Source organism: Actinomadura sp. NPDC049753, assembly GCF_040674655.1.
Lineage (GTDB): Bacteria > Actinomycetota > Actinomycetes > Streptosporangiales > Streptosporangiaceae > Spirillospora > Spirillospora verrucosospora.
Map to the genome: position 1 here is coordinate 1 of NZ_JBFARL010000165.1, position 18,135 is coordinate 18,135.

General features: G+C 74.0%; 20 protein-coding genes, 1 pseudogene and 1 riboswitch. Of the genes and pseudogenes, 7 read left to right on the forward strand and 14 right to left on the reverse strand.

The annotated features are described in order from the left end of the window. The 4 genes from AB0K37_RS31310 to rimP form a co-directional block, all read right to left on the reverse strand. A partial coding sequence (locus AB0K37_RS31310; protein ID WP_363987114.1) for a translation initiation factor IF-2 N-terminal domain-containing protein occupies positions 1-391 on the reverse strand: 391 nt, incomplete at its 3' end. 108 nt (positions 392-499) lie between these two features. Further along, positions 500-841 (reverse strand): YlxR family protein, encoded by a 342-nt coding sequence (locus AB0K37_RS31315; RefSeq protein ID WP_363987116.1) that lies wholly within the window; start codon positions 839-841, stop codon positions 500-502. Then, positions 807-1,856, reverse strand: a complete 1,050-nt coding sequence (gene nusA / locus AB0K37_RS31320) for a transcription termination factor NusA (RefSeq protein ID WP_345175199.1) — start codon at positions 1,854-1,856, stop codon at positions 807-809. The genes AB0K37_RS31315 and nusA overlap by 35 nt, the downstream gene beginning before the upstream one ends. Positions 1,857-1,881: 25 nt before the next feature. Beyond that, positions 1,882-2,559: a ribosome maturation factor RimP gene (gene rimP, locus AB0K37_RS31325; RefSeq protein WP_363987118.1), complete on the reverse strand. Its 678-nt coding sequence runs from the start codon at positions 2,557-2,559 to the stop codon at positions 1,882-1,884. 265 nt (positions 2,560-2,824) lie between these two features. On the opposite strand from rimP, the gene AB0K37_RS31330 reads away from it, so the two are divergent. From AB0K37_RS31330 to AB0K37_RS31340, 3 genes are all read left to right on the forward strand, one after another. Then, positions 2,825-3,802 (forward strand): DUF4439 domain-containing protein, encoded by a 978-nt coding sequence (locus AB0K37_RS31330; RefSeq protein ID WP_363987120.1) that lies wholly within the window; start codon positions 2,825-2,827, stop codon positions 3,800-3,802. Positions 3,803-3,881: 79 nt separating this feature from the next. Further along, positions 3,882-4,244, forward strand: a complete 363-nt coding sequence (locus AB0K37_RS31335; RefSeq protein WP_363987122.1) for a hypothetical protein — start codon at positions 3,882-3,884, stop codon at positions 4,242-4,244. Between the two features lie 94 nt (positions 4,245-4,338). Continuing rightward, a complete protein-coding gene (locus AB0K37_RS31340) occupies positions 4,339-5,403 on the forward strand; it encodes an SAM-dependent methyltransferase (RefSeq protein ID WP_363987124.1) in 1,065 nt (354 codons plus the stop codon). On the opposite strand, the gene AB0K37_RS31345 is transcribed toward AB0K37_RS31340, so the two are convergent. Further along, entirely contained in the window at positions 5,395-6,096 is a 702-nt protein-coding gene (locus AB0K37_RS31345; RefSeq protein ID WP_363987126.1) for an HAD family hydrolase, read from the reverse strand. The genes AB0K37_RS31340 and AB0K37_RS31345 overlap by 9 nt on opposite strands. A gap of 107 nt (positions 6,097-6,203) precedes the next feature. Here AB0K37_RS31345 and AB0K37_RS31350 point away from each other — a divergent pair, with 107 nt between their 5' ends. From AB0K37_RS31350 to AB0K37_RS31365, 4 genes are all read left to right on the forward strand, one after another. Then, positions 6,204-7,748, forward strand: a complete 1,545-nt coding sequence (locus AB0K37_RS31350) for a hypothetical protein (protein WP_363987127.1) — start codon at positions 6,204-6,206, stop codon at positions 7,746-7,748. 60 nt (positions 7,749-7,808) lie between these two features. After that, positions 7,809-8,078, forward strand: coding sequence for a hypothetical protein (locus AB0K37_RS31355; RefSeq protein ID WP_363987129.1), 270 nt, complete (start codon positions 7,809-7,811; stop codon positions 8,076-8,078). Between the two features lie 81 nt (positions 8,079-8,159). Then, on the forward strand, positions 8,160-8,915 hold the full coding sequence (locus tag AB0K37_RS31360) for a GNAT family N-acetyltransferase (protein ID WP_363987131.1): 756 nt from the start codon (positions 8,160-8,162) through the stop codon (positions 8,913-8,915). Then, complete coding sequence (locus AB0K37_RS31365) at positions 8,899-9,684, forward strand: class I SAM-dependent methyltransferase (protein ID WP_363987133.1); 786 nt, start codon at positions 8,899-8,901, stop codon at positions 9,682-9,684. Before AB0K37_RS31360 ends, AB0K37_RS31365 begins: the two co-directional genes overlap by 17 nt. Positions 9,685-9,687: 3 nt before the next feature. Here AB0K37_RS31365 and glyA read toward each other — a convergent pair whose 3' ends face one another. From glyA to AB0K37_RS31410, 9 genes and pseudogenes are all read right to left on the reverse strand, one after another. After that, positions 9,688-10,959 carry a serine hydroxymethyltransferase gene (glyA, locus tag AB0K37_RS31370; protein WP_363987134.1) on the reverse strand — a complete coding sequence of 424 codons (1,272 nt, stop codon included), beginning with the start codon at positions 10,957-10,959 and terminating at the stop codon, positions 9,688-9,690. A 53-nt stretch (positions 10,960-11,012) separates the two neighbouring features. Further along, positions 11,013-11,099, reverse strand: a riboswitch (ZMP/ZTP riboswitch). 104 nt (positions 11,100-11,203) lie between these two features. Then, positions 11,204-12,037, reverse strand: a pseudogene (locus AB0K37_RS31375) (EamA family transporter); the annotation flags it as partial. A gap of 109 nt (positions 12,038-12,146) precedes the next feature. Beyond that, positions 12,147-12,638 (reverse strand): Lrp/AsnC family transcriptional regulator, encoded by a 492-nt coding sequence (locus AB0K37_RS31380; protein WP_363987136.1) that lies wholly within the window; start codon positions 12,636-12,638, stop codon positions 12,147-12,149. Between the two features lie 77 nt (positions 12,639-12,715). Continuing rightward, positions 12,716-13,870 carry an MFS transporter gene (locus AB0K37_RS31385; protein ID WP_363987138.1) on the reverse strand — a complete coding sequence of 385 codons (1,155 nt, stop codon included), beginning with the start codon at positions 13,868-13,870 and terminating at the stop codon, positions 12,716-12,718. A gap of 89 nt (positions 13,871-13,959) precedes the next feature. Then, positions 13,960-14,895, reverse strand: a complete 936-nt coding sequence (bla, locus tag AB0K37_RS31390) for a class A beta-lactamase (RefSeq protein WP_363987139.1) — start codon at positions 14,893-14,895, stop codon at positions 13,960-13,962. Positions 14,896-15,183: 288 nt separating this feature from the next. Continuing rightward, on the reverse strand, positions 15,184-15,555 hold the full coding sequence (locus AB0K37_RS31395; protein ID WP_363987141.1) for an RNA polymerase-binding protein RbpA: 372 nt from the start codon (positions 15,553-15,555) through the stop codon (positions 15,184-15,186). A gap of 82 nt (positions 15,556-15,637) precedes the next feature. Then, complete coding sequence (gene secG, locus AB0K37_RS31400; RefSeq protein ID WP_089313386.1) at positions 15,638-15,880, reverse strand: preprotein translocase subunit SecG; 243 nt, start codon at positions 15,878-15,880, stop codon at positions 15,638-15,640. 140 nt (positions 15,881-16,020) lie between these two features. After that, positions 16,021-16,830, reverse strand: coding sequence for a triose-phosphate isomerase (tpiA, locus tag AB0K37_RS31405; protein ID WP_363987144.1), 810 nt, complete (start codon positions 16,828-16,830; stop codon positions 16,021-16,023). A 2-nt stretch (positions 16,831-16,832) separates the two neighbouring features. Then, positions 16,833-18,020, reverse strand: a complete 1,188-nt coding sequence (locus AB0K37_RS31410) for a phosphoglycerate kinase (protein ID WP_363987146.1) — start codon at positions 18,018-18,020, stop codon at positions 16,833-16,835. Positions 18,021-18,135 lie beyond the last annotated feature (115 nt).

Here is an 18,135-nt window from a genome sequence, read left to right on the forward strand (position 1 = left end):
CGCCGGGACCGCCCGGAACGCCGGGGCCGCCCTGGCCACCGGGACCGCTCTGGCCACCGGGACCGCCGGAACCCGGCCGGGGCGCGGCGGGCCGCGGACCCGGGCGGGGCCCGGGACGGGCGCCCTGAGAATCGGAACCGCCGCCGGACGAACCCGGACGCGGCGGTGCGGACGGGCGCGGACCCGGCTTCTTGGGCGCGCTCCGTCGGTCGCCCTGCTTGGGGGCGGAAGAAGAATTTGAGAAGGCTTCTGTCAGCCTGCGAACGACCGGCGCCTCAATCGTGGAGGACGCCGACCGTACGAACTCGCCCATTTCCTGGAGCTTGGCCATGACGACCTTGCTCTCTACTCCGAACTCCTTGGCGAGTTCATAAACCCGGACCTTCGCCACTGCACTCCCTACTCGGTCCGGGGGTGCGGCCTCCGGACCGTCGCTAACTTGCCGTACTCATCGCGGCGTGCTCATCGAGCGCTCATAGCAATCTCGACCTGCTTCCGACTAGACGTCGCTTACCATTCGGCCATCCTGCTGCTGCGCGGCAAGGGCCGCAAGTCGCTCCCGCAGCGGACCGGCGTCGAGCGGGCCCTGCAGGCGGAACGCCCGCGGGAACGCCCGACGCCGCTCTGCGAGTGCGAGACACTCCGGATCGGGATGCAGATGCGCACCCCGTCCCGGCAGCCGCCCGCGAGGATCGGGGACGATGACGCCCTCGACCACCACCAGGCGCAGCAAGTCGGACTTGACCGTGCGAACCCGGCAACCCACGCACGTGCGAACAGCGGCCGCCGGGCCACGTCCCATGAGTCTACCGCGCCGAGGCGTCGGCGGGGCCTGTCGCATGTTCTCCTGACGCGGAAGATCCGGATTCGCCGGTTCCGGCGCTGTTCGGGGGCGTCTGTACGGGCTCGGTGTCGGACCGGATGTCGATCCGCCAGCCGGTGAGCCGGGCGGCGAGCCTGGCGTTCTGCCCTTCCTTGCCGATCGCGAGGGACAGCTGGTAGTCGGGCACCACCACCCGGGCGACCCGGGCGTCGGCGTCGACGACCTCGACACTCGAAACGCGCGCCGGGGACAGGGCATTCCCCACGAACTCCGCCGGGTCCTCCGACCAGTCCACGATGTCGATCTTCTCGCCGTGCAGCTCGCCCATCACGTTGCGCACGCGGCTGCCGAGCGGGCCGATGCACGCCCCCTTGGCGTTCACCCCGGACTTGCGCGAGCGAACCGCGATCTTGGTGCGGTGGCCGGCCTCCCGGGCGATCGCCGCGATCTCCACGGTGCCGTCGGCGATCTCCGGGACCTCCAGCGCGAACAGCTTGCGGACGAGGTTCGGGTGGGTGCGCGACAGCTGCACCGACGGGCCGCGGTGGCCCTTGCGGACCTGCACCACGTAGGCGCGCAGCCGCTCGCCGTGCTCGTAGCGCTCGCCGGGCACCTGCTCCTGCGGCGGCAGGACCGCCTCGATCTTGCCGAGGTCGACCAGCACGCTGCGCGGGTCCTTGCCCTGCTGGATGATGCCGCTGACGATGTCGCCCTCGCGGCCCGCGTACTCGCCGAAGGTCAACTCGTCCTCGGCGTCGCGCAGGCGCTGGAGGATCACCTGCTTGGCGGTGGTCGCGGCGATGCGGCCGAACCCCGTCGGGGTGTCGTCGTACTCGCCGACGGCGTTGCCCTCGTCGTCGGTCTCGGTCGCCCACACGGTCACGTGACCGCTCTGCCGGTCCAGCTCGACGCGCGCCTTCGGCGCCGCGCCCTCCGTCCGGTGGTAGGCGATCAAAAGGGCGTCTTCGATGGCCTTGACGGCCACGTCGAGCGAGATGTCCTTCTCGCTCTCCAGGCCCCGAAGGGCGGTCATGTCGATGTCCACGAGGTTCCCCCCTCTAGTCCGGCTCCGCCGGAGAACGCGATTCCTCGGCCGGCGACGAAGGCGCGAACTCCACCTGCACACGGCCGCGCCCCAGCTCGCCGAGGCCGAACCGGCGCCGCACGGTCTCCGGCCCGGCGGTCTTCCCCTTCGAGGAGGACGGCTTCCCGGCCCCTCCGGCGGCCTTCCCGCCGCCGGCTCCCTTGCCCCGGCGCTTCTGGACGACGTCGATCTCCACGGCCTCGTCGTCGGCCGCCACCACGCGGCCCTCGATCTGGCCTCCCTCGGTCAGGGGGGCGACGACCAGCCGGCCGACGGCGCGGCGCCAGTGCCGCGGTTCGGTGAGGGGGCGGTCGACGCCCGGCGAGGTCACCTCCAGCACGTAGGGCGAGGAGCCCATGACGTCGGACCCGTCGAGCAGCTCGGAGGTCGTCTCGCTCAGGCGGGCGATGTCGTCGAGGCCGATCCCGCCGTCGGCGTCGACGACGACCCGGACGAGCCGGCGGCGGCCGGCGGGCCGCACGTCGACCTCCTCCAGGTCGTAACCCGCCTCGGCGATCGCGGGCGCCAGAAGCTCGTTGAGGGCGGCCGCGGCCGCGTCGCGGCTCGGCCGGGCGGCGTCGCGCGGCGGGGCCGCCTCCTCCTGCCGGCCGCGCCTCCCCTGAGCGCGGCCGCCACGGGACTCGACGCTCATGGGGTCCTCCTCCTGTTGTGCGCCTGCGGTCTGTCGTACGCCTGGCGACGGCGGGGCCGCCGCTCGTCCGCCGACACCTCAAGACTATCGACAGCCGGAGACCGCAGCGGTCTTTCCGGCGCCTCTCGGGCGCGGCGGATATGGAATGCTTGAGCTGGCCTGATGGGCGCGTCCGGAGACCGCCGCCGCAGCGGGCCGCCGCCACCTCCGCAACCGGGTGAGGAGACTCCCTTTGCCAGAGGCCGCACCACCGCCGGGGCAGGCGATGTCACGCTCGACGCAGGCGCTGTCACGCCGTGCGCTGCTGGGCCGCGCCGCGCTGCTGGGCGGCGGCGCGGTGCCGGTGCTGCCGTGGATCGCGTCCTGCGCGGCGCAGGCCGCCCCCGCGCCCGAGGACGTGCCGGTGCTGGTGGGCGCGATCGCCGCCGAGCAGAACCTGATCGCCACGTACGAGGCGGCGCGGTCGTCGAACGCCTCCCAGGCCGCGCGGCTCGACCCCGTCCTCGCCCATCACCGCAGGCATCTGGCCGTCCTGAAGCGGCACTACGTCCCGGGCTCGGGGAACCGGGCGGGCGAGGGCGGCGCCGTCCCCTCGCCCGTCGCGGCCTCGGTCCCCGCGGGTGCCGCCGGCCTCGCGGCCCTGCGCGACATGGAGGACCGCGCCGCGCGGGGGCGCATGGCCGACGCCGCCAAGGCCGGTCCTGCGCTCGCGCAGCTGCTGGCCAGCATCGGCGCCTGCGAGGCAGGCCACGCCATGACCGTCAAGGGCGGTGCGCCGCCCGTCCGGTCGAGGTCGGACGCCGAGGCCCTGCAGGCCGCGCTGGCCGCCGAGCACGCGGCCGTCTACGGGTACGGGGTGCTCGGGGCCCGCCTGCGGGGAACGCTCCGGCAGACCGCGAAGGACCTGTGGAACGTGCACCGCGCCCGGCGCGACCAGCTGGTCTCGGTCCTGTCGGTCGCGCCGGTCGCCGCGGCGTCCGCCTACAGGCTGCCCGTCCAGGTCACCTCCGCCCGTGCCGCCGCCCAGCTCGCGGCGGCGCTGGAGAGCGGCCTCGTGCCGGCCTACGTCGGCCTCGCGGGCGTCTCCTCCCCCGACCTGCGCGCCTTCGCCGCCGACAGCGCCCAGCGGGCCTCGGCGTGGGCGGCGCGCTGGCGGTCCAGGTCGGGTGCCGCCGCGCCGCCGGAGGCGTTCCCCGGGCTGCCGTCCGCGGCGCTGTCCCCCCGTCCCGAACCGGGTGAGTGATCTTCGGCACGACGGGAACGAAGGGTCCGTTCGGCGACGTTAGTCCCATCGCGGGATGACTTCGGGGGAGGGAGCCCACGTGACCACGAATCCGCAGACGGCCAGGACGAGCGCCCTCGACGAGCTGCGGGCCGCCTACCACGAGCAGCTGACGCGGCTGGCGGCCGAGCGCGACGCCGCACGGCGCCAGGCGCGCAGGGCGCAGGCGCAGGCGGACGTCGCGCGGGCCGATCTCGCCAGCCTCAAGAGCCGCGTCGCGGAGCTGCTGAACGCCGCCGCGCGGCACCTTCCGGATCTTCCTCCGGTGGAAGGTCCGGACGCGCCGGAGCTGCCCGCCGCCCAGGAGGCGCGGGCGCTGCCCGCCGCCCCGGTCGATCCGGATCCGCAGCCTCCGGCCGAGAGCGGCGAGACGCCCGCGGATCGCGCGGCGCGAGCGGCCTGACCGGGCGGGAACGCCCGTCCGAGGGCCGCGCGGAGGCCGCCGGACGCGTCCGTCACGGCGGCCTTCGCGCCCGGGGTCCAGTAGGGTCCACCAAATGACCGCGTACGGCCTTCTCGTCTCCCCCTCGCACAACCGGGTCTATGCCCAGGCCGCCGCCGACCTGGTCAAGGCGGAACTGGCGGTGTTCAGCGAACGGGCTCTCGGCGGGCGCGTCCGCGACATCGAGGAGACCGCGATCGGCGGCGTCCCCTATGTGACGTTCTCCGCCGACGGGTTGACGGAGCAGGACGTGCGTCTCCTGTCGAACCTCTCGTCGCTCTACGCGCTCTTCCAGATCGAGGGCGACCTGCTCCGCCCGGTCGCGCTCCAGCCGCTCGACCTGTTCGGCAGCGACCTGCTCACCATCCAGAAGTACTCGGGCAAGACGAACGAGTACTTCACGAAGCTGCTGCTGAACGTCACGGCGATGGCGACCGACTCGCCCATGGACCTGATAACCGGGCGCCCCCGCGTCTTCGACCCGATGTGCGGGCGGGGGACGACGCTCAACCAGGCCGTGATGTACGGGCTGGACGCCGCCGGGATGGACATCGACGGCAAGGACTTCGACGCCTACGCGGCCTTCATCAAGACCTGGCTGAAGAACAACCGGGTCAAGCACCAGGCCGAGGTCACCAACGTGCGGCGCGAGAAGGCCGTCCTCGGGCGCCGCCTGCACGTGACGCTCGGCGCGTCCAAGGAGCGCTACAAGAGCGGCGAGACGATGGAGATCACCGTCGTGAACGCCGACTCGCTCGGCGCCGGCAGGTTCTTCCGCCCGGCGTCGTTCGACCTGATCGTGACCGACGCCCCCTACGGCGTCCAGCACGGCAGCCGGCCGAAGGGGGCGCAGCCCGGCCGCAGGGGCGGGCCGCAGCTGTCGCGCAGCCCCGTGGAGCTGCTGACGTCCGCCGTGCCCGAGTGGACGCGGCTGCTGCGTCCGGGCGGCGCCCTCGGCATCTCCTGGAACACCTTCGTCGGCCGCCGCGAGCAGCTCGCCGAGATCCTCGCGGCCAGCGGCCTGGAGGTCCGGGACTCCGACGCCTACCGCGGCTTCCGCCATCGCGTCGACCAGGCCATCTCCCGTGACCTCATCGTGGCCGCCAAGCCGTCAGGCTGAGTGCCACCGCTCCACGTGCGGGAGCAGTTCGTCCAGCTCGTGGATGACGGCGTCGGGCGGTGTGAGGCCCGGGCGCTCGAAGGCGTGGGTGGTCTGGTGCCGGATCTGGACGGCCCGCAGGCCGGCCGCCTTGGCTCCGTGGATGTCGTCGAACGGGCGGTCGCCGACGAAGACGCAGGAGCCCGGGTCGGTGGCGCCGACGGCGTCCATGGCGGCGCGGAACGCCTCGGCGTGCGGCTTCGTCCAGGGGATCTCGCTGGAGTAGACGGCGCCGTCGAGCATGTCGAGGACGTCGTCGCGGGCGAAGACGCGCTCGTGCCACTCGCGGGTCCAGATGGTGTTGGACAGCACGCCGATCCTGATGCCGCGTTCGCGGAGGGCGGTGAACAGGCCGGGGACGGCGGGGTCGGTGTGGGTGTGCGGGGTCCACGTCTCGAAGTGGGTGTCCAGGAGGGCCTCGGTCGGCTCCACCCCGGCCATCGCGAACGCCTCGGCGAGCGTGGCGCTGCGGTGCTCCTCGGTGCCGCGGCGCCCCAGTTCGTCCTCGGCGGCGACGAGGGCCGCGACGGTCTTCTCGACGGCGTCCGGGGGGAGGTGGGCGGCGCAGACGGTGCGCCAGATGTCGGCGAGTTCGAGGTCGTGCCAGGGGGTCAGCGTGCCGCCCCAGTCGAAGATCACAGCTTGTACGCCCATGCCCCGGATCGTAACCATCGGGGCGCGCCGGACGATCACCTTTTCGACGCGGTGGCCGTCCGGAGGGCGCGACCGGGGCCGCCCATGTCCGGTCAAGGGAGCCCTCCATGCGCAGACCCCTGCTCGCCGCCCTGCTGTCCGCCGTCCTCGTGGGCACGGCGGTCCCGGCGGCGGCCGATCCGATCCCCGACGGCCCCGGCAGGGGGTTCGTCCCGGCCTACGTCGGAGCGCCCGCCGCCCCGGCGCCTCTGGCGGGGCGGCCCGTCCCGGCCAACCCGCACCAGGGGCCGGTGGGGACGTCGTCCATGCACGCCGACAGTTACGCCTCCGACACCTATCCGTTCATGGGACCGCTCGGCCGCGATCCGCAGGTGCTCTCCGAGGCCAAGGGCGGCGGGCTGCCGGGGCTGTGCTCGACGGTGACGTTCGCCCGCCGGACGGGGCTGATCGTCGCGCAGTGCACCCGCGGGCAGAACCTCACGCTGCGGCTGATCGACCCGAGGACGCTGAAGGATCTCGCGACCTACGAACTGCCGCCCAGGCCGTCCACCGTCCAGGCGGTGTTCTCGCTGAACCTCGACACGGTGTTCACCGACACCTCGGGCGGGGCGTACTACTACCTGGACCCGCAGGACCGCGCGGTCCTGGCGGACTCCTCCTTCCATCTGCGCCGTTTCGCGCACGAGAAGGGCCCGGACGGCCACTGGCGCTTCACGGTCACCGACGACTGGGACCTCGGCGGCCACCTCCCCCACGACTGCGCCACCTGGACGAACCCGTGGCCGAAGGGGGAGTGCGACCCCGTCACCGCGGTCGGGCCCGACTGGAACGGCCTGATCTGGTGGATCACGAGGGGCGGCCGCGTCGGCACGGTGGATCCCGGGTCCGGGGCCGTCCGGATGACGCGGCTGGCGGGCGAGGGCGTCCAGAACTCGTTCGCGGCCGCGGAGAACGGCGTCTCGGTCGTGTCCGACCACGCGCTCTACCGGATGCGGGCCGGCGTGGACGGGACCCCGGAGATCGTCTGGCGGCAGCCGTACGACCGGGGCAGCGGGCGCAAGCCCGGGCAGATCGACCAGGGGTCCGGGACGACCCCCACGTTCTTCGGCGACGGCTACGTGGCCGTCACCGACAACGCCGACGACCGCATGCACGTGATCGTCCGCCGCGCGGACGACGGTGGGCTCGTCTGCCAGGTCCCGGTGTTCGGAAGCGGGGCGAGCGCGACGGACAACTCGCTCATCGGCTACGGCCGCAGCCTGTTCGTCGAGAACAACTACGGCTACCGCAACTTCTTCGACCTGCCGCCGGGCGGGTCGTCGGTGGGCGGGGTCAGCCGCGTGGACGTGAAACCGGACGGGACGGGCTGCGAGACGGTCTGGACGAGCGCGGAGCGCTCCCCGTCCACCGTCTCCAAGGTCTCCGTGCCCGCGGGGCTGCTCTACCTCTACACGAAGGAGCCGCGCAGGGACCTCATCGACGCCTGGTACCTGACCGCGGTGGACGTCCACACGGGCCGGACGGCCTACAAGGTGCTCACCGGCACGGGCAAGTGGTTCGACAACAGCTGGGCGCCCGTCACCCTCGGCCCGGACGGGACCGCGTACGTGGGCGTCGTCGGCGGGCTCGTCGCCGTCCGCGACCGGGAGTAGGGCGCCGGTCATCGGGGATACCGGTCCGATCAGCGAACCCGAACCGGACCGGGAGGAGTCATGAGGGCACGCGAGCCCGGTGAGTCCCGCGACTTCCGCGAGGACATGGATGACATGGGAGACAACACCCAGGACGAGCAGATCGCCCTGACCGAGGAGTATGTGAACGACCCGCCCGAGGAGCTGAGGATCGAGGAGCCCGAGGAGAGCCGCGACGGGCTCGGCGTCACCGAGTACGAGCGGCAGGCCGCGCGGGAGGGCGACGAGGAGCGCCCCACGCCGATCACGCCGGCCGAGGAGGACGCGGTCAACCCCACCCGCAGGCCGTGACCACGACGGCGGCGCCCGCACCAGGACGAGCCGACCCGCGCCCTCGCCCTGGCGGCCCGGCTCCGGGCCGAGCCGCACGCGGTGCCCGAGATCCTCGGCGAGCTGCTGCGCGCCGACGAGGCCCGCTGGGACGCCCCCGGCGACGAGGACCCCGACCGCCGCGACCTCCTCGTCCCGGTGCGCGGGCGCTCGGTCCGGCTCCGGCGCGCCGGGCTGCCGTTCACCGCGACGGAGGCGGCGCGGGCGGACGCGCTGGTGCGGGCCGCGCTCCCGGCGGCGCCGCGCCCGTCGGCGTCCCGGCGGATCGCGCTGCGCGACGGGACGCAGGTGGTCGTCCGGCCGGTCGAGCCCCGCGACGCCGACGCCGTGCGGGCACTGCACGAGCGCTGCTCGCTGGACAGCCGCCGGATGCGCTACTTCAGCCCCAAGCCGTACCCGCCGCGCCGGTCGTTCGAGGGGTTCTGCGATCCCTCCCGGGGCCTGACGCTGGTCGCCGAGGGCCCGGACGGGTCGCTGCTGGCGCTGGCGCACCTGGTCCTCGTCCGCGACCCGGGCGCGGCGGAGGTCGCGTTCCTGGTCGAGGACGCCTGGCAGGGCCGCGGGCTCGGCCGCGGCCTCGCCGGGCTGCTGCTCGCGCTGGCCCGGGACCGCGGCCTGGTGGAGGTGCGGGCGACCGCGCTGAGCGAGAACGCCCGGATGCGGCGGCTGCTGACCTCCCTCGGCGGGCGGACGCGGCGCACCGGGGACGCCGCGATCGTGGAGATCAGGCTGCGGCTGGACGGCCGTCCCGCCGAGCCGGGAGCGCTGGCAGGATGGGCGGGTGAGCGGCGTATATGACGACCCCTGGGCCTACGAGCTGGCGTGCTCGTTCCGCGACGTGCCGGCCGAGGTGGACGTCCTGCTCGGCTGGTGCGCCGAGCAGGGCCTCGCCCCCGCCACGGCGCTGGAGCTCGCCGCCGGGCCCGCGGAGCACGCCCGCGAGCTCGCCCGCCGCGGGCTGGCGGCGACGGCGCTCGACCTGAACCCGCGCATGTGCGCCTACGCGGCCCGCGAGGCCGAACGCGCCGGCGTCGGGCTGGAGGTCGTCGAGGGCGACATGACGCGGTTCGCGCTGGGCCGCCGGTTCGACCTCGTCGCGACCATGCTGGACTCCACGTCCCACCTCATGACGCTGGACGCGTTCGTGGCGCACCTGCGGTGCGCCGCCGCGCACCTGTCCCCCGGCGGCCTCTACGTCGTCGAGATGTCGCATCCCCGCGACCGGCTGGGCGACGATCCGAGCGTCACCACCGGCTGGACGGTCGAGCGGGACGGCGTCCGGGCGAGCGTGCGCTGGGGCGAGCCGTCCGACCGGCTGGACCCGGTCACCCAGATCGCCGACGACCGCGTCACGATGACCATCACCGGGGAGGGCGCGGTACCGCGGGTCGTGCGCGACGTCGTGCCCTACCGCTTCTGGACCGCCACCGAGCTGGACGCCGCGATCCGCCTCGCCGGCGGGCTGGAGGCGGTCGCGCAGTACGGCGACTTCGGGGCCGGCGAGGAGGCGGTGCCCCTCGCCGACCCCGGGGCCTGGCGCATGATCACACTGCTGCGCCCGAGCTGAGCGTCAGGGCGCGGACCGCCAGCCGGGCATCGGGAAGGACGCGAGCAGCTCGCGGACCTGCCCGGCGACCCGGTCCAGGACCGCCTCGTCCTGCTTGGCGGCGGCCTGCACCACCTCGTCGATCCATTCGGCGAGCCGCGGCATGTGCTCCTCGCCGATCCCCCGGGTGGTGATCGCGGCGGTGCCGAGCCGCAACCCGGACGGGTCGAAGGGCTTGCGCGGGTCGAACGGGACGGCGTTGTAGTTCAGCTCGATGCCCGCGCGGTCGAGGGCCTGCGCGGCGGGCTTGCCCGCGACGCCCTTGCCGGTCAGGTCGATGAGGATGAGGTGGTTGTCGGTGCCGCCGGAGATCAGGTCGTAGCCGCGGTCCAGCAGCGCGGCGGCCAGCACCTTGGCGTTCGCGACCACCTGCCGCGCGTACCCGGCGAAGTCCGGCTGCGCCGCCTCCTTCAGCGCGACGGCGATCGCGGCCGTCGTGTGGTTGTGCGGCCCGCCCTGCAGGCCCGGGAAGACGGCCTTGTCGACCGCCTTCGCGTGCTCCGCCGTCGACAGGATCATGGCGCCGCGGGGGCCGCGCAGCGTCTTGTGCGTGGTGGTGGTGACGACGTCGGCGTACCCGACCGGGGACGGGTGCGCGCCGCCGGCGACCAGGCCCGCGATGTGCGCGATGTCGGCGGCCAGGACCGCCCCGGCCTCCCGGGCGATCTCGGCGAACGCCGGGAAGTCGATCGTCCGCGGGACCGCGGTGCCGCCGCACCAGATCAGCTTCGGCCGCTCCTTGAGGGCGAGGTCGCGCACCTGGTCCATGTCGACCCGGCCGGTGTCGGCGCGCACGTCGTAGCGGACGGGCCGGAACCACTTGCCGGTGGCCGACACCGACCAGCCGTGCGTCAGGTGGCCGCCCATCGGCAGCGACAGGCCCATGACCGGGTCGCCGGGCTCCAGGAACGCCATGTAGACGGCGAGGTTGGCGGGCGAGCCCGAGTAGGGCTGGACGTTGGCGTGCTCGGTGCCGAACACGCCCTTCGCCCGCTCGATGGCGAGCAGTTCGATCGGGTCGACGTTCTGCTGGCCCTCGTAGTAGCGCTTGCCCGCGTAGCCCTCGGAGTACTTGTTGGTCAGGACGGTGCCGGCGGCCTCCAGCACCGCCTCCGAGACGTAGTTCTCCGAGGCGATCAGGCGGATCTTCTCGTACTGGCGGCGGGCCTCGGCCTCCACCAGCGCGGCGATCTCGGGGTCCTGGCCCTGCAGATGGGGTACGGCCGGTTCGTGCATCGTGAGCCTCCGCGCTGCTCGCGCCGGGACTTCGGGCGCCCCGGCGAAGGGGACCCGTACACCCAGGCGCGCGGTGTGCGGACTACTTTCGCTCCCCGGTGGTCGTCTCCACCTTGACTGCGCCAGTCGCGTGGGCGCCATCATACCGGGCGGGCCCGCGCCGGCGCGGCGCGCGTCCGGGGACCGAGACCAGGAACAGCCCGCCCAGCAGTAGCAGCGACCCCGCCGCGACCGGCGCCGACATCCGCTCGCCGAGGACGGCCACGGCCAGGCCGGCGGCGACGAGCGGCTCGGCGAGGCTGAGCGTCCCGGCGGTCGCGGCCGCCACCCGGCCGAGGCCGGTGACGAAGAACATGTACGCGGCGGCGGTGGCGGCGATCCCCAGCCAGGCCACCAGGGCCGCCGAGCGCGGCGCGGCGAGGGCGGGCAGCTCCGGCAGCGTCCAGGGAAGCAGGGCCGCTCCCCCGGCCAGCAGCGTCACCGACACCGCGCCGGCCATCCCCACCCCGCGCATCCCGCCGCCGTGGCCCGTCAGGCCCCGGGCCGACACCAGCACCTTGGCCGACACGGTGTAGACGCCGAAGCACGTGCCGCCGGCCAGGCTCAGCGCGATCCCGGCCGGGTCCGCGTGGACGGCCTCCCCCGGCATCATCAGCAGCGCCACGCCGCCGACCGCGCAGGCCGTCCCGGCCCACCAGCGGCGGCTGAGCCGTGCGCCCAGGACGAGCCGCTCGCAGAGGCCGGTGGAGACGGGCGCGAGCCCGAACACGACGGCGGTCGCGACGGCCGCGCCGGTCCGGTCGACCGCGCTGAAGAACGACGCCTGGAAGACTCCGGTCGCCGCCGAGGCCGCCGCGAGGGGCGGCCAGGTGCGCCTGGTCAGCGCCAGGAACGCGCGGCGGTCCGCCACGAGCACGAGGGCGGCGAGGACGAGCCCGCCCGACAGGATCCGGGCGCCGCCGACCGCGACCGGGTCCGCGGACGGCGCCGCCAGCACCTGCGCCGGCCCGACCGTTCCCCAGAGCACACCGGCGGCGAGTACCAGCAGCACACCGGATGAGTTGTTCCATCGGTCCATGCCGCCGAAGCTAGGCGAACATGCGGAACTCAGGCTTCTGACCCGTCATTCGTTCGCTCCAGCCGACTGGGGCCGTCATTCCTTCGCCACTGACGGGGAACTTCATGCGTCAGCTGTAGGACGTTCGCCCTTCAGGTCGATGGGCCGACGGAAGTTCGGACTGCTCGACCGGCTGCACGTAGTCGTACACGACGATGGTGCGGACGTCCACGTACTCCTTGCGGCGCGCCAGCCGGTCGAGGACGAAGTCGCGGAGGTAGGCGGTGCTCGGCACGGCCACGTGGACGAGCAGGTCCTCGTTACCGGTCACGACGAAGACCCCGATCGTCTCGGGCATGGAGGCCATGCTGTCGCGGGCGGACTCGATCGCCTCGCGCGACTGCGGCCGGATCCTGATCGAGATCAGCGCCTGCACGCCGCGCCCCAGCCGCTCCAGGTCGGCCGCCGCGTGGAACCCGGTGATGACGCCCCGCGAGCGCAGCGCCCGCGTCCGCTCCAGGGCCGTGGACGGGGCGATCCCCACCGCCTCCGCCAGTTCGCGGTTGGTCTGCCGCCCGTCCCGCTGCAGGCGCCGCAGGATCGCCTGGTCGACCGCGTCCATGTGGTCCCTCCCGAACTGCCCGGCGGACGCCGAACTCCCGTGCGGGAACCGCGCCCGGACGTCCCGTTCCCCGAAGATTATTCGCCCCGGGCCGGGCCCGCCACAGGGCCCGCCATGGTGCCCGCCGCGGTGCACGCCGCCGCCAGGAGCGCGCAGGCGCCGACGCCGGCCAGGGCCCACGCCGCGCCCGCCGGACCGAGGTCGAAGAGGCGGCCGATCACCAGGTCGCCCGCGGAGGAGAACATGCCGGCGCAGAACGCCAGGACGCCGTAGTAGGAGCCGAAGCGCTCCGGCGGAGCGCGCCGGGCGGTGCGCTGGAAGACCGCCGGCTGGACGAGGCCGTTGGCGGCCCCGTTGAGGACGGCCGCGACCATCAGCGGCCCGGGCCGCGTGCCGTCCAGCGCCGCGAGGACGAAGAACCCCGCCGCGGCGCACAGCAGCCCGGCCCGCAGCACCCACGGACGCTCGCCGCGGCGCCGGACGGCGACGAAGGGCTGGACGGCCGCCGCGACCATGGCCAGGAGGGAGAAGCACAGCGTCGCCACCGCGGGTTCGAAGCCGAGGAGGGGCACGGCCGTCATGATGTGGTTGGCGAGCAGCGTCGTGGGCGCGGTCAGCAGCGCGAAGTACAGGAACGCCCGGTCGCCGAGCACCGCCCGCACGCCCGCGAGCACGTCGCGGGGGCGCGCGGGCGCGCTCCCCCCGACGGACCGGGGCACGAAAAGGAAAAGGACGCCGGCGACCGTCCAGAGAGCGGCGGCCGTCCCCGTCAGGAGTGCGAACCCGGACCCCGTGCCCAGCAGCAGAAGCCCCATCGGCGGTCCCGCGACCGTCGCCAGGTGCTGGGCGACGACGTAGGCGGCGAAGCCGGCGGACCGGATGCCGGGGCCGACGGACGCCAGCAGGCTGTGGCCCGCGGGGTTGTAGAGGGCGCCGCCGACCGCGAGGGCGACGGCCGCGCCCAGCAGAGCGCCGACGCTCTCGGCGGAGCCGAGCATCGCGAACCCCAGCGCCCGCACGGCGCAGGAGATCATTCCGGTCCGGCGGCCGCCGAGCAGGTCGGTGACCGTGCCGACCGGCAGGAGCAGCGCGTACTGCAGGCCCACCCGCACGCCGAGGACCAGCCCGACCGTCCCGGCCAGCAGCCCGAGGTCGTGACGGAGGTGGGCGACGAGGTGCGCCATCACGGAGAAGAAGCCGAGGCTGGCGGCGAGCTGGGTCGCCACGACCATCGCGACCACCCGGCGGTCGGACGGATCCGCGGCGGGGGCGGGCGGTGGGCCGGGTGGCGCGGGGGCGGGCGCGGGGACGGAGACGGCGGTCACAGCCCTGCCCGGGACAGGTCGGAGACGACCAGCGCCGTGGCCTGCGCGACCAGGGCGTTCTTCGGCGGGGCGCCGTAGCCCCGCCGGTCGGTCATGACGGCCACCATCAGCGGGGCGCCGCGGGGAGGCCGCACGACGGCGATGTCGTTGGCCCGGCCGTAGTCGCCGGTCCCGGTCTTGCTCGCCGCCTTCCACCCCTGCGGCAGGCCCGCCCTGACGCGTTCGGCTCCGACGGCGGTGGCGCTGCGCTCCAGCCAGCCGCGGACCAGGGCGCGCTTGGCGGGCTCCAGCGCGTCCCCGAGGACGATCGCGCGGTAGTCGGCGGCGATCGCCCGGGGGCTGGTGGTGTCGCGGGGGTCGCCCGGGCGCACCCTGTTCAGCTCGGGCTCGTAGTCGTCCATGCGCCCGACCGCGTCGCCGAGCCCTCGCAGGTAGGCGGTCAGCCCCGCCGGTCCGCCGGCGTCGCGCATCAGCAGGTTCCCGGCCGTGCCGTCGCTGAAGCGGATGGCGGCGTCGCACAGCTCCCGGATGGTCATTCCGGTGCCGACCCGGTCCTCGGTGATCGGTGAGATGGAGCTCACGTCGGCCCGGGTGTAGGTGACGCGCTCGTCCAGGTGCCCGAGCGGATTGCGGTGCAGGACCGCCGCCGCGGCGAGGGTCTTGAAGGTGGAGCAGAACGCGAAGCGCTCGTCGGCGCGGTAGGCCACCTCGGCCCCGGTCCCGGTCGCCACCGCGTAGACGCCGAGGCGGGCGCCGTGCCGGCGTTCGAGCGCCGCGAACCGCGACAGGTCCGGCGGCGCGGCCGAGCGCCGGGCGGGCGGCGAGGACGGCGCGGACGTCGTGCGCTCCCTGTCGCCGCATCCCGCCAGCGGCAGCAGGGCCGCGGCCGCCAGCAGCGCCCGCCGGGAGGAGCCGGAATGCTCGAACGGCATGCGGAGGCACCTGCTTTCCCGGGGGCGGAGGGCGGACGCCGCCCAGCAGACCAGAGCCGCACTCGTGACGTCCAATATGGGTATCGCTCGCGCCGCCATACGCATAGGCATATGAGGGCTGGTCAGACCGGCGGGCTGGGGCGCCCCAGCGGAGGCCGCGCGATTCCGCCGGCGCCCGCGTGTCCCGTGGGCCGTCCGCTGATCGACGACGCACGGGACCGGGCGGGCGGAGAAACACGTGTGGCCCGACCCCCGTCGGGGTCGGGCCACACGGTGGCTTCGGCGGCGTCAGCGGGCCGCGGCCTCCATGGCCTGCTTGACGGCGGCGCGCTTCTGCCGGAGCTTGGCGAGCGCCTCCTCCAGGATGGCCTCGCCGTCCTCGTCGCTGCGCCGCTCCTTCACGTACGCGAGGTGGGTCTTGTACGGCTCCGTCTTCGGCGGGGCCGGGGGGTTCTCGGAGTCCTGGCCGGCGGGGAACCCGCAGCGCGGGCAGTCCCAGGTGTCGGGGACCGCGACGTCCGTCGCGAAGCTGGGGCGGGTCTCGTGCCGGTTGGCGCAGTAGAAGGTCACCCAGACGCGGGGGGCGGCGTCGCCGCGCTCCGCCTCACCCATCGGACCGGCCCCGACACGGCTGCCCCGAATCGCGTTGCCACTACCCACGGAATACTCCTCGCTTGGTGTGCCGCCGCCGCCCGTGACCTTCGAGGACGGCGCGGCGCTCGCATGTGTTGGACGGGCCGGCTCAGCCGACGCCCTTGTGCTTGAACAGCAGTCCGAGCACGACGATCGAGGCGAACCAGACCACCCCGACGCCGATGGTCAGCCGGTCGAGGTTGCGCTCGACCACCGACGACCCTCCGAGGGAGGACGAGACGCCGCCGCCGAACATGTCGGACAGGCCGCCGCCCTTGCCCTTGTGCATCAGGACGAGGACCACCATCAGCAGGCTCGTGACGATGAGCACGATGGACGTTGCGATGATCACGTTTCTTCAGCGCCTTGTCTGTTAGTTCAGGACGGAGGTCGAGCCGGACCGGGCGTTTACCCGTCAGCTACGAAGGGTACGACGAAGTCCCCGCTGGTTCGGCAAGAACCCCCGGTTCACGCGGAATTGATCAGATGTGATCAGACCGGCAGATCCCGGTACCGGCAGATTTTGACGAACTCTCCCGGGTCCAGGCTGGCACCTCCGACCAAGGCGCCGTCCACGTCGGCCTGCGCCATGATCCCGGCGACGTTGCCGCCCTTCACCGAACCGCCATACAGGATACGCGCCTCGTCGGCCACACCGCCGTCGTACAGCTCGGCGAGCCGCGTGCGGATGGCCCCGCAGACCTCCTGCGCGTCCTGCGGCGTGGCGACCTCGCCGGTGCCGATCGCCCAGACGGGCTCGTAGGCGATCACCGTGCGCCGCACCTGGTCGGCGGTGATCTTCTCCAGCCCGCCGTCGACCTGCGCGAGCACGTGCGGGACGTGCCCGCCGGCCTTGCGGACCTCCAGCCCCTCGCCCACGCACAGGATCGGGGTGAGGTCGGCGGCGAGCGCGGCCCTGGCCTTGGCGTTGACGACCGCGTCGTCCTCGGCGTGGTACTGGCGCCGCTCGGAGTGCCCGACGACGGCGTAGGTGCAGCCGAGCTTGGCCAGCATCGCCGCGGAGATCTCACCGGTGTAGGCGCCGGACGCGTACTGGGAGACGTCCTGCGCGCCGTACTGGATGCCGTACTTGTCGGCCTCGATCAGGGTCTGCACCGAGCGGAGCGCGGTGAACGGCGGGATCACCGCGACGTCGACGGCCTCGTAGTCGGCGTCCTTGAGCGCGAACGCCATCTTCTGGACGAGCGCGATCGCCTCGAGGTGGTTGTTGTTCATCTTCCAGTTGCCGGCCATGAGCGGCTTGCGGCCGCCCGGGCCGCCGGAAGGGGTCGCGCGGGCCATCGTCAGTCCTCCAGGGCTTGCAGGCCGGGCAGCGTCTTGCCTTCGAGGTACTCGAGGCTCGCGCCGCCGCCGGTCGAGATGTGGGAGAAGGCCGCCTCGTCGAAGCCGAGCAGCCGGACGGCGGCGGCCGAGTCGCCGCCGCCGACCACGGTGAACGCGCCGGAGTCGATGAGGCCCTGCGCGACGGCGCGGGTGCCGTGCGAGTAGGGCTCCATCTCGAAAACGCCCATGGGGCCGTTCCAGAAGACCGTCCTGGCGTCGGCGAGGCGCGAGGCGAACAGCTTGCCGGACTCGGGCCCGATGTCCAGGCCCAGCCGGTCGGCCGGGATCGCGTCGGCGAGGACCACGTCGTGGTCGGCGTCCGCGGCGAACGCGGTGGCCGCGACGATGTCGACCGGCAGCACGAACTCGACCCCGGTCTCCTCGGCGCGGCGCAGGTACTCGCGGACGGTGCCGAGCTGGTCCTCCTCGAGGAGGCTCTGCCCGACCTCGTGCCCCTGCGCCTTGAGGAAGGTGAAGACCATGCCGCCGCCGATGAGGATGCGGTCGGCCTTGCCGAGCAGGTTGTCGATGACCCCGAGCTTGTCGGACACCTTGGACCCCCCGAGCGCGACGGCGTAGGGGCGCTCGACGTCCTCGGTGAGCTTCCTGAGCACCGCGACCTCGGCGGCGATCAGCCCGCCCGCGGCGTGCGGCAGCCGCTTCGGCACGTCGTAGACGGAGGCGTGCCTGCGGTGCACCGCGCCGAACCCGTCCCCCACGTAGACCTCGGCGAGCGCGGCCAGCCGGTCGGCGAAGGCGCCGCGCTCGGCGTCGTCCTTGCTGGTCTCGCCCGGCTCGAAGCGCAGGTTCTCCAGCAGCGCGACGCCGCCGTCGGCGAGGCCGTCGGCCGCGGCGCGGGCGGAGTCGCCCACGACGTCGGTCGCGGCCGCCACCCGCGCGCCCAGCAGCTCGCCCAGGCGGGCGGCGACCGGCGCGAGCGACAGCTCGGGCTTGACCTGCCCCTTGGGGCGGCCGAGGTGGGCGCAGACGATGACCCTGGCGCCCCGGGCCCGCAGCGCCTCGATCGTCGGCAGGCTGGCCCGGATCCGCCCGTCGTCGGTGATCCGCCCGTCCTGCAGCGGGACGTTGAGGTCCGCGCGCAGCAGGACGCGCCGTCCGGCGACGTCGAGGTCGTCAATGGTGCGCATCGGGATGCGGTGTCCTTCCGTACACGGCCCCGGGGGGGGGGGGGGGGGGGGCCGGGGGGGGGGCGGGGGGGCGGGGTGGGGGGAGTGGGGCGGCAGGGGCGTGCGAGGCTGGGAA

Bases quoted from the DNA above. Each gene is read 5' to 3' on its own strand.
- tpiA (WP_363987144.1), bottom strand. From the start codon at position 16,830: ATGGCCCGCGCGACCCCTTCCGGCGGCCCGGGCGGCCGCAAGCCGCTC.
- bla (WP_363987139.1), bottom strand. From the start codon at position 14,895: ATGCCGTTCGAGCATTCCGGCTCCTCCCGGCGGGCGCTGCTGGCGGCC.
- glyA (WP_363987134.1), bottom strand. From the start codon at position 10,959: ATGCACGAACCGGCCGTACCCCATCTGCAGGGCCAGGACCCCGAGATC.
- AB0K37_RS31330 (WP_363987120.1), top strand. From the start codon at position 2,825: ATGTCACGCTCGACGCAGGCGCTGTCACGCCGTGCGCTGCTGGGCCGC.
- nusA (WP_345175199.1), bottom strand. From the start codon at position 1,856: ATGACCGCCCTTCGGGGCCTGGAGAGCGAGAAGGACATCTCGCTCGAC.
- AB0K37_RS31410 (WP_363987146.1), bottom strand. From the start codon at position 18,020: ATGCGCACCATTGACGACCTCGACGTCGCCGGACGGCGCGTCCTGCTG.
- AB0K37_RS31340 (WP_363987124.1), top strand. From the start codon at position 4,339: ATGACCGCGTACGGCCTTCTCGTCTCCCCCTCGCACAACCGGGTCTAT.
- AB0K37_RS31315 (WP_363987116.1), bottom strand. From the start codon at position 841: ATGCGACAGGCCCCGCCGACGCCTCGGCGCGGTAGACTCATGGGACGT.
- rimP (WP_363987118.1), bottom strand. From the start codon at position 2,559: ATGAGCGTCGAGTCCCGTGGCGGCCGCGCTCAGGGGAGGCGCGGCCGG.
- AB0K37_RS31345 (WP_363987126.1), bottom strand. From the start codon at position 6,096: ATGGGCGTACAAGCTGTGATCTTCGACTGGGGCGGCACGCTGACCCCC.
- AB0K37_RS31380 (WP_363987136.1), bottom strand. From the start codon at position 12,638: ATGGACGCGGTCGACCAGGCGATCCTGCGGCGCCTGCAGCGGGACGGG.
- AB0K37_RS31355 (WP_363987129.1), top strand. From the start codon at position 7,809: ATGAGGGCACGCGAGCCCGGTGAGTCCCGCGACTTCCGCGAGGACATG.
- AB0K37_RS31385 (WP_363987138.1), bottom strand. From the start codon at position 13,870: ATGGTCGTGGCGACCCAGCTCGCCGCCAGCCTCGGCTTCTTCTCCGTG.
- AB0K37_RS31350 (WP_363987127.1), top strand. From the start codon at position 6,204: ATGCGCAGACCCCTGCTCGCCGCCCTGCTGTCCGCCGTCCTCGTGGGC.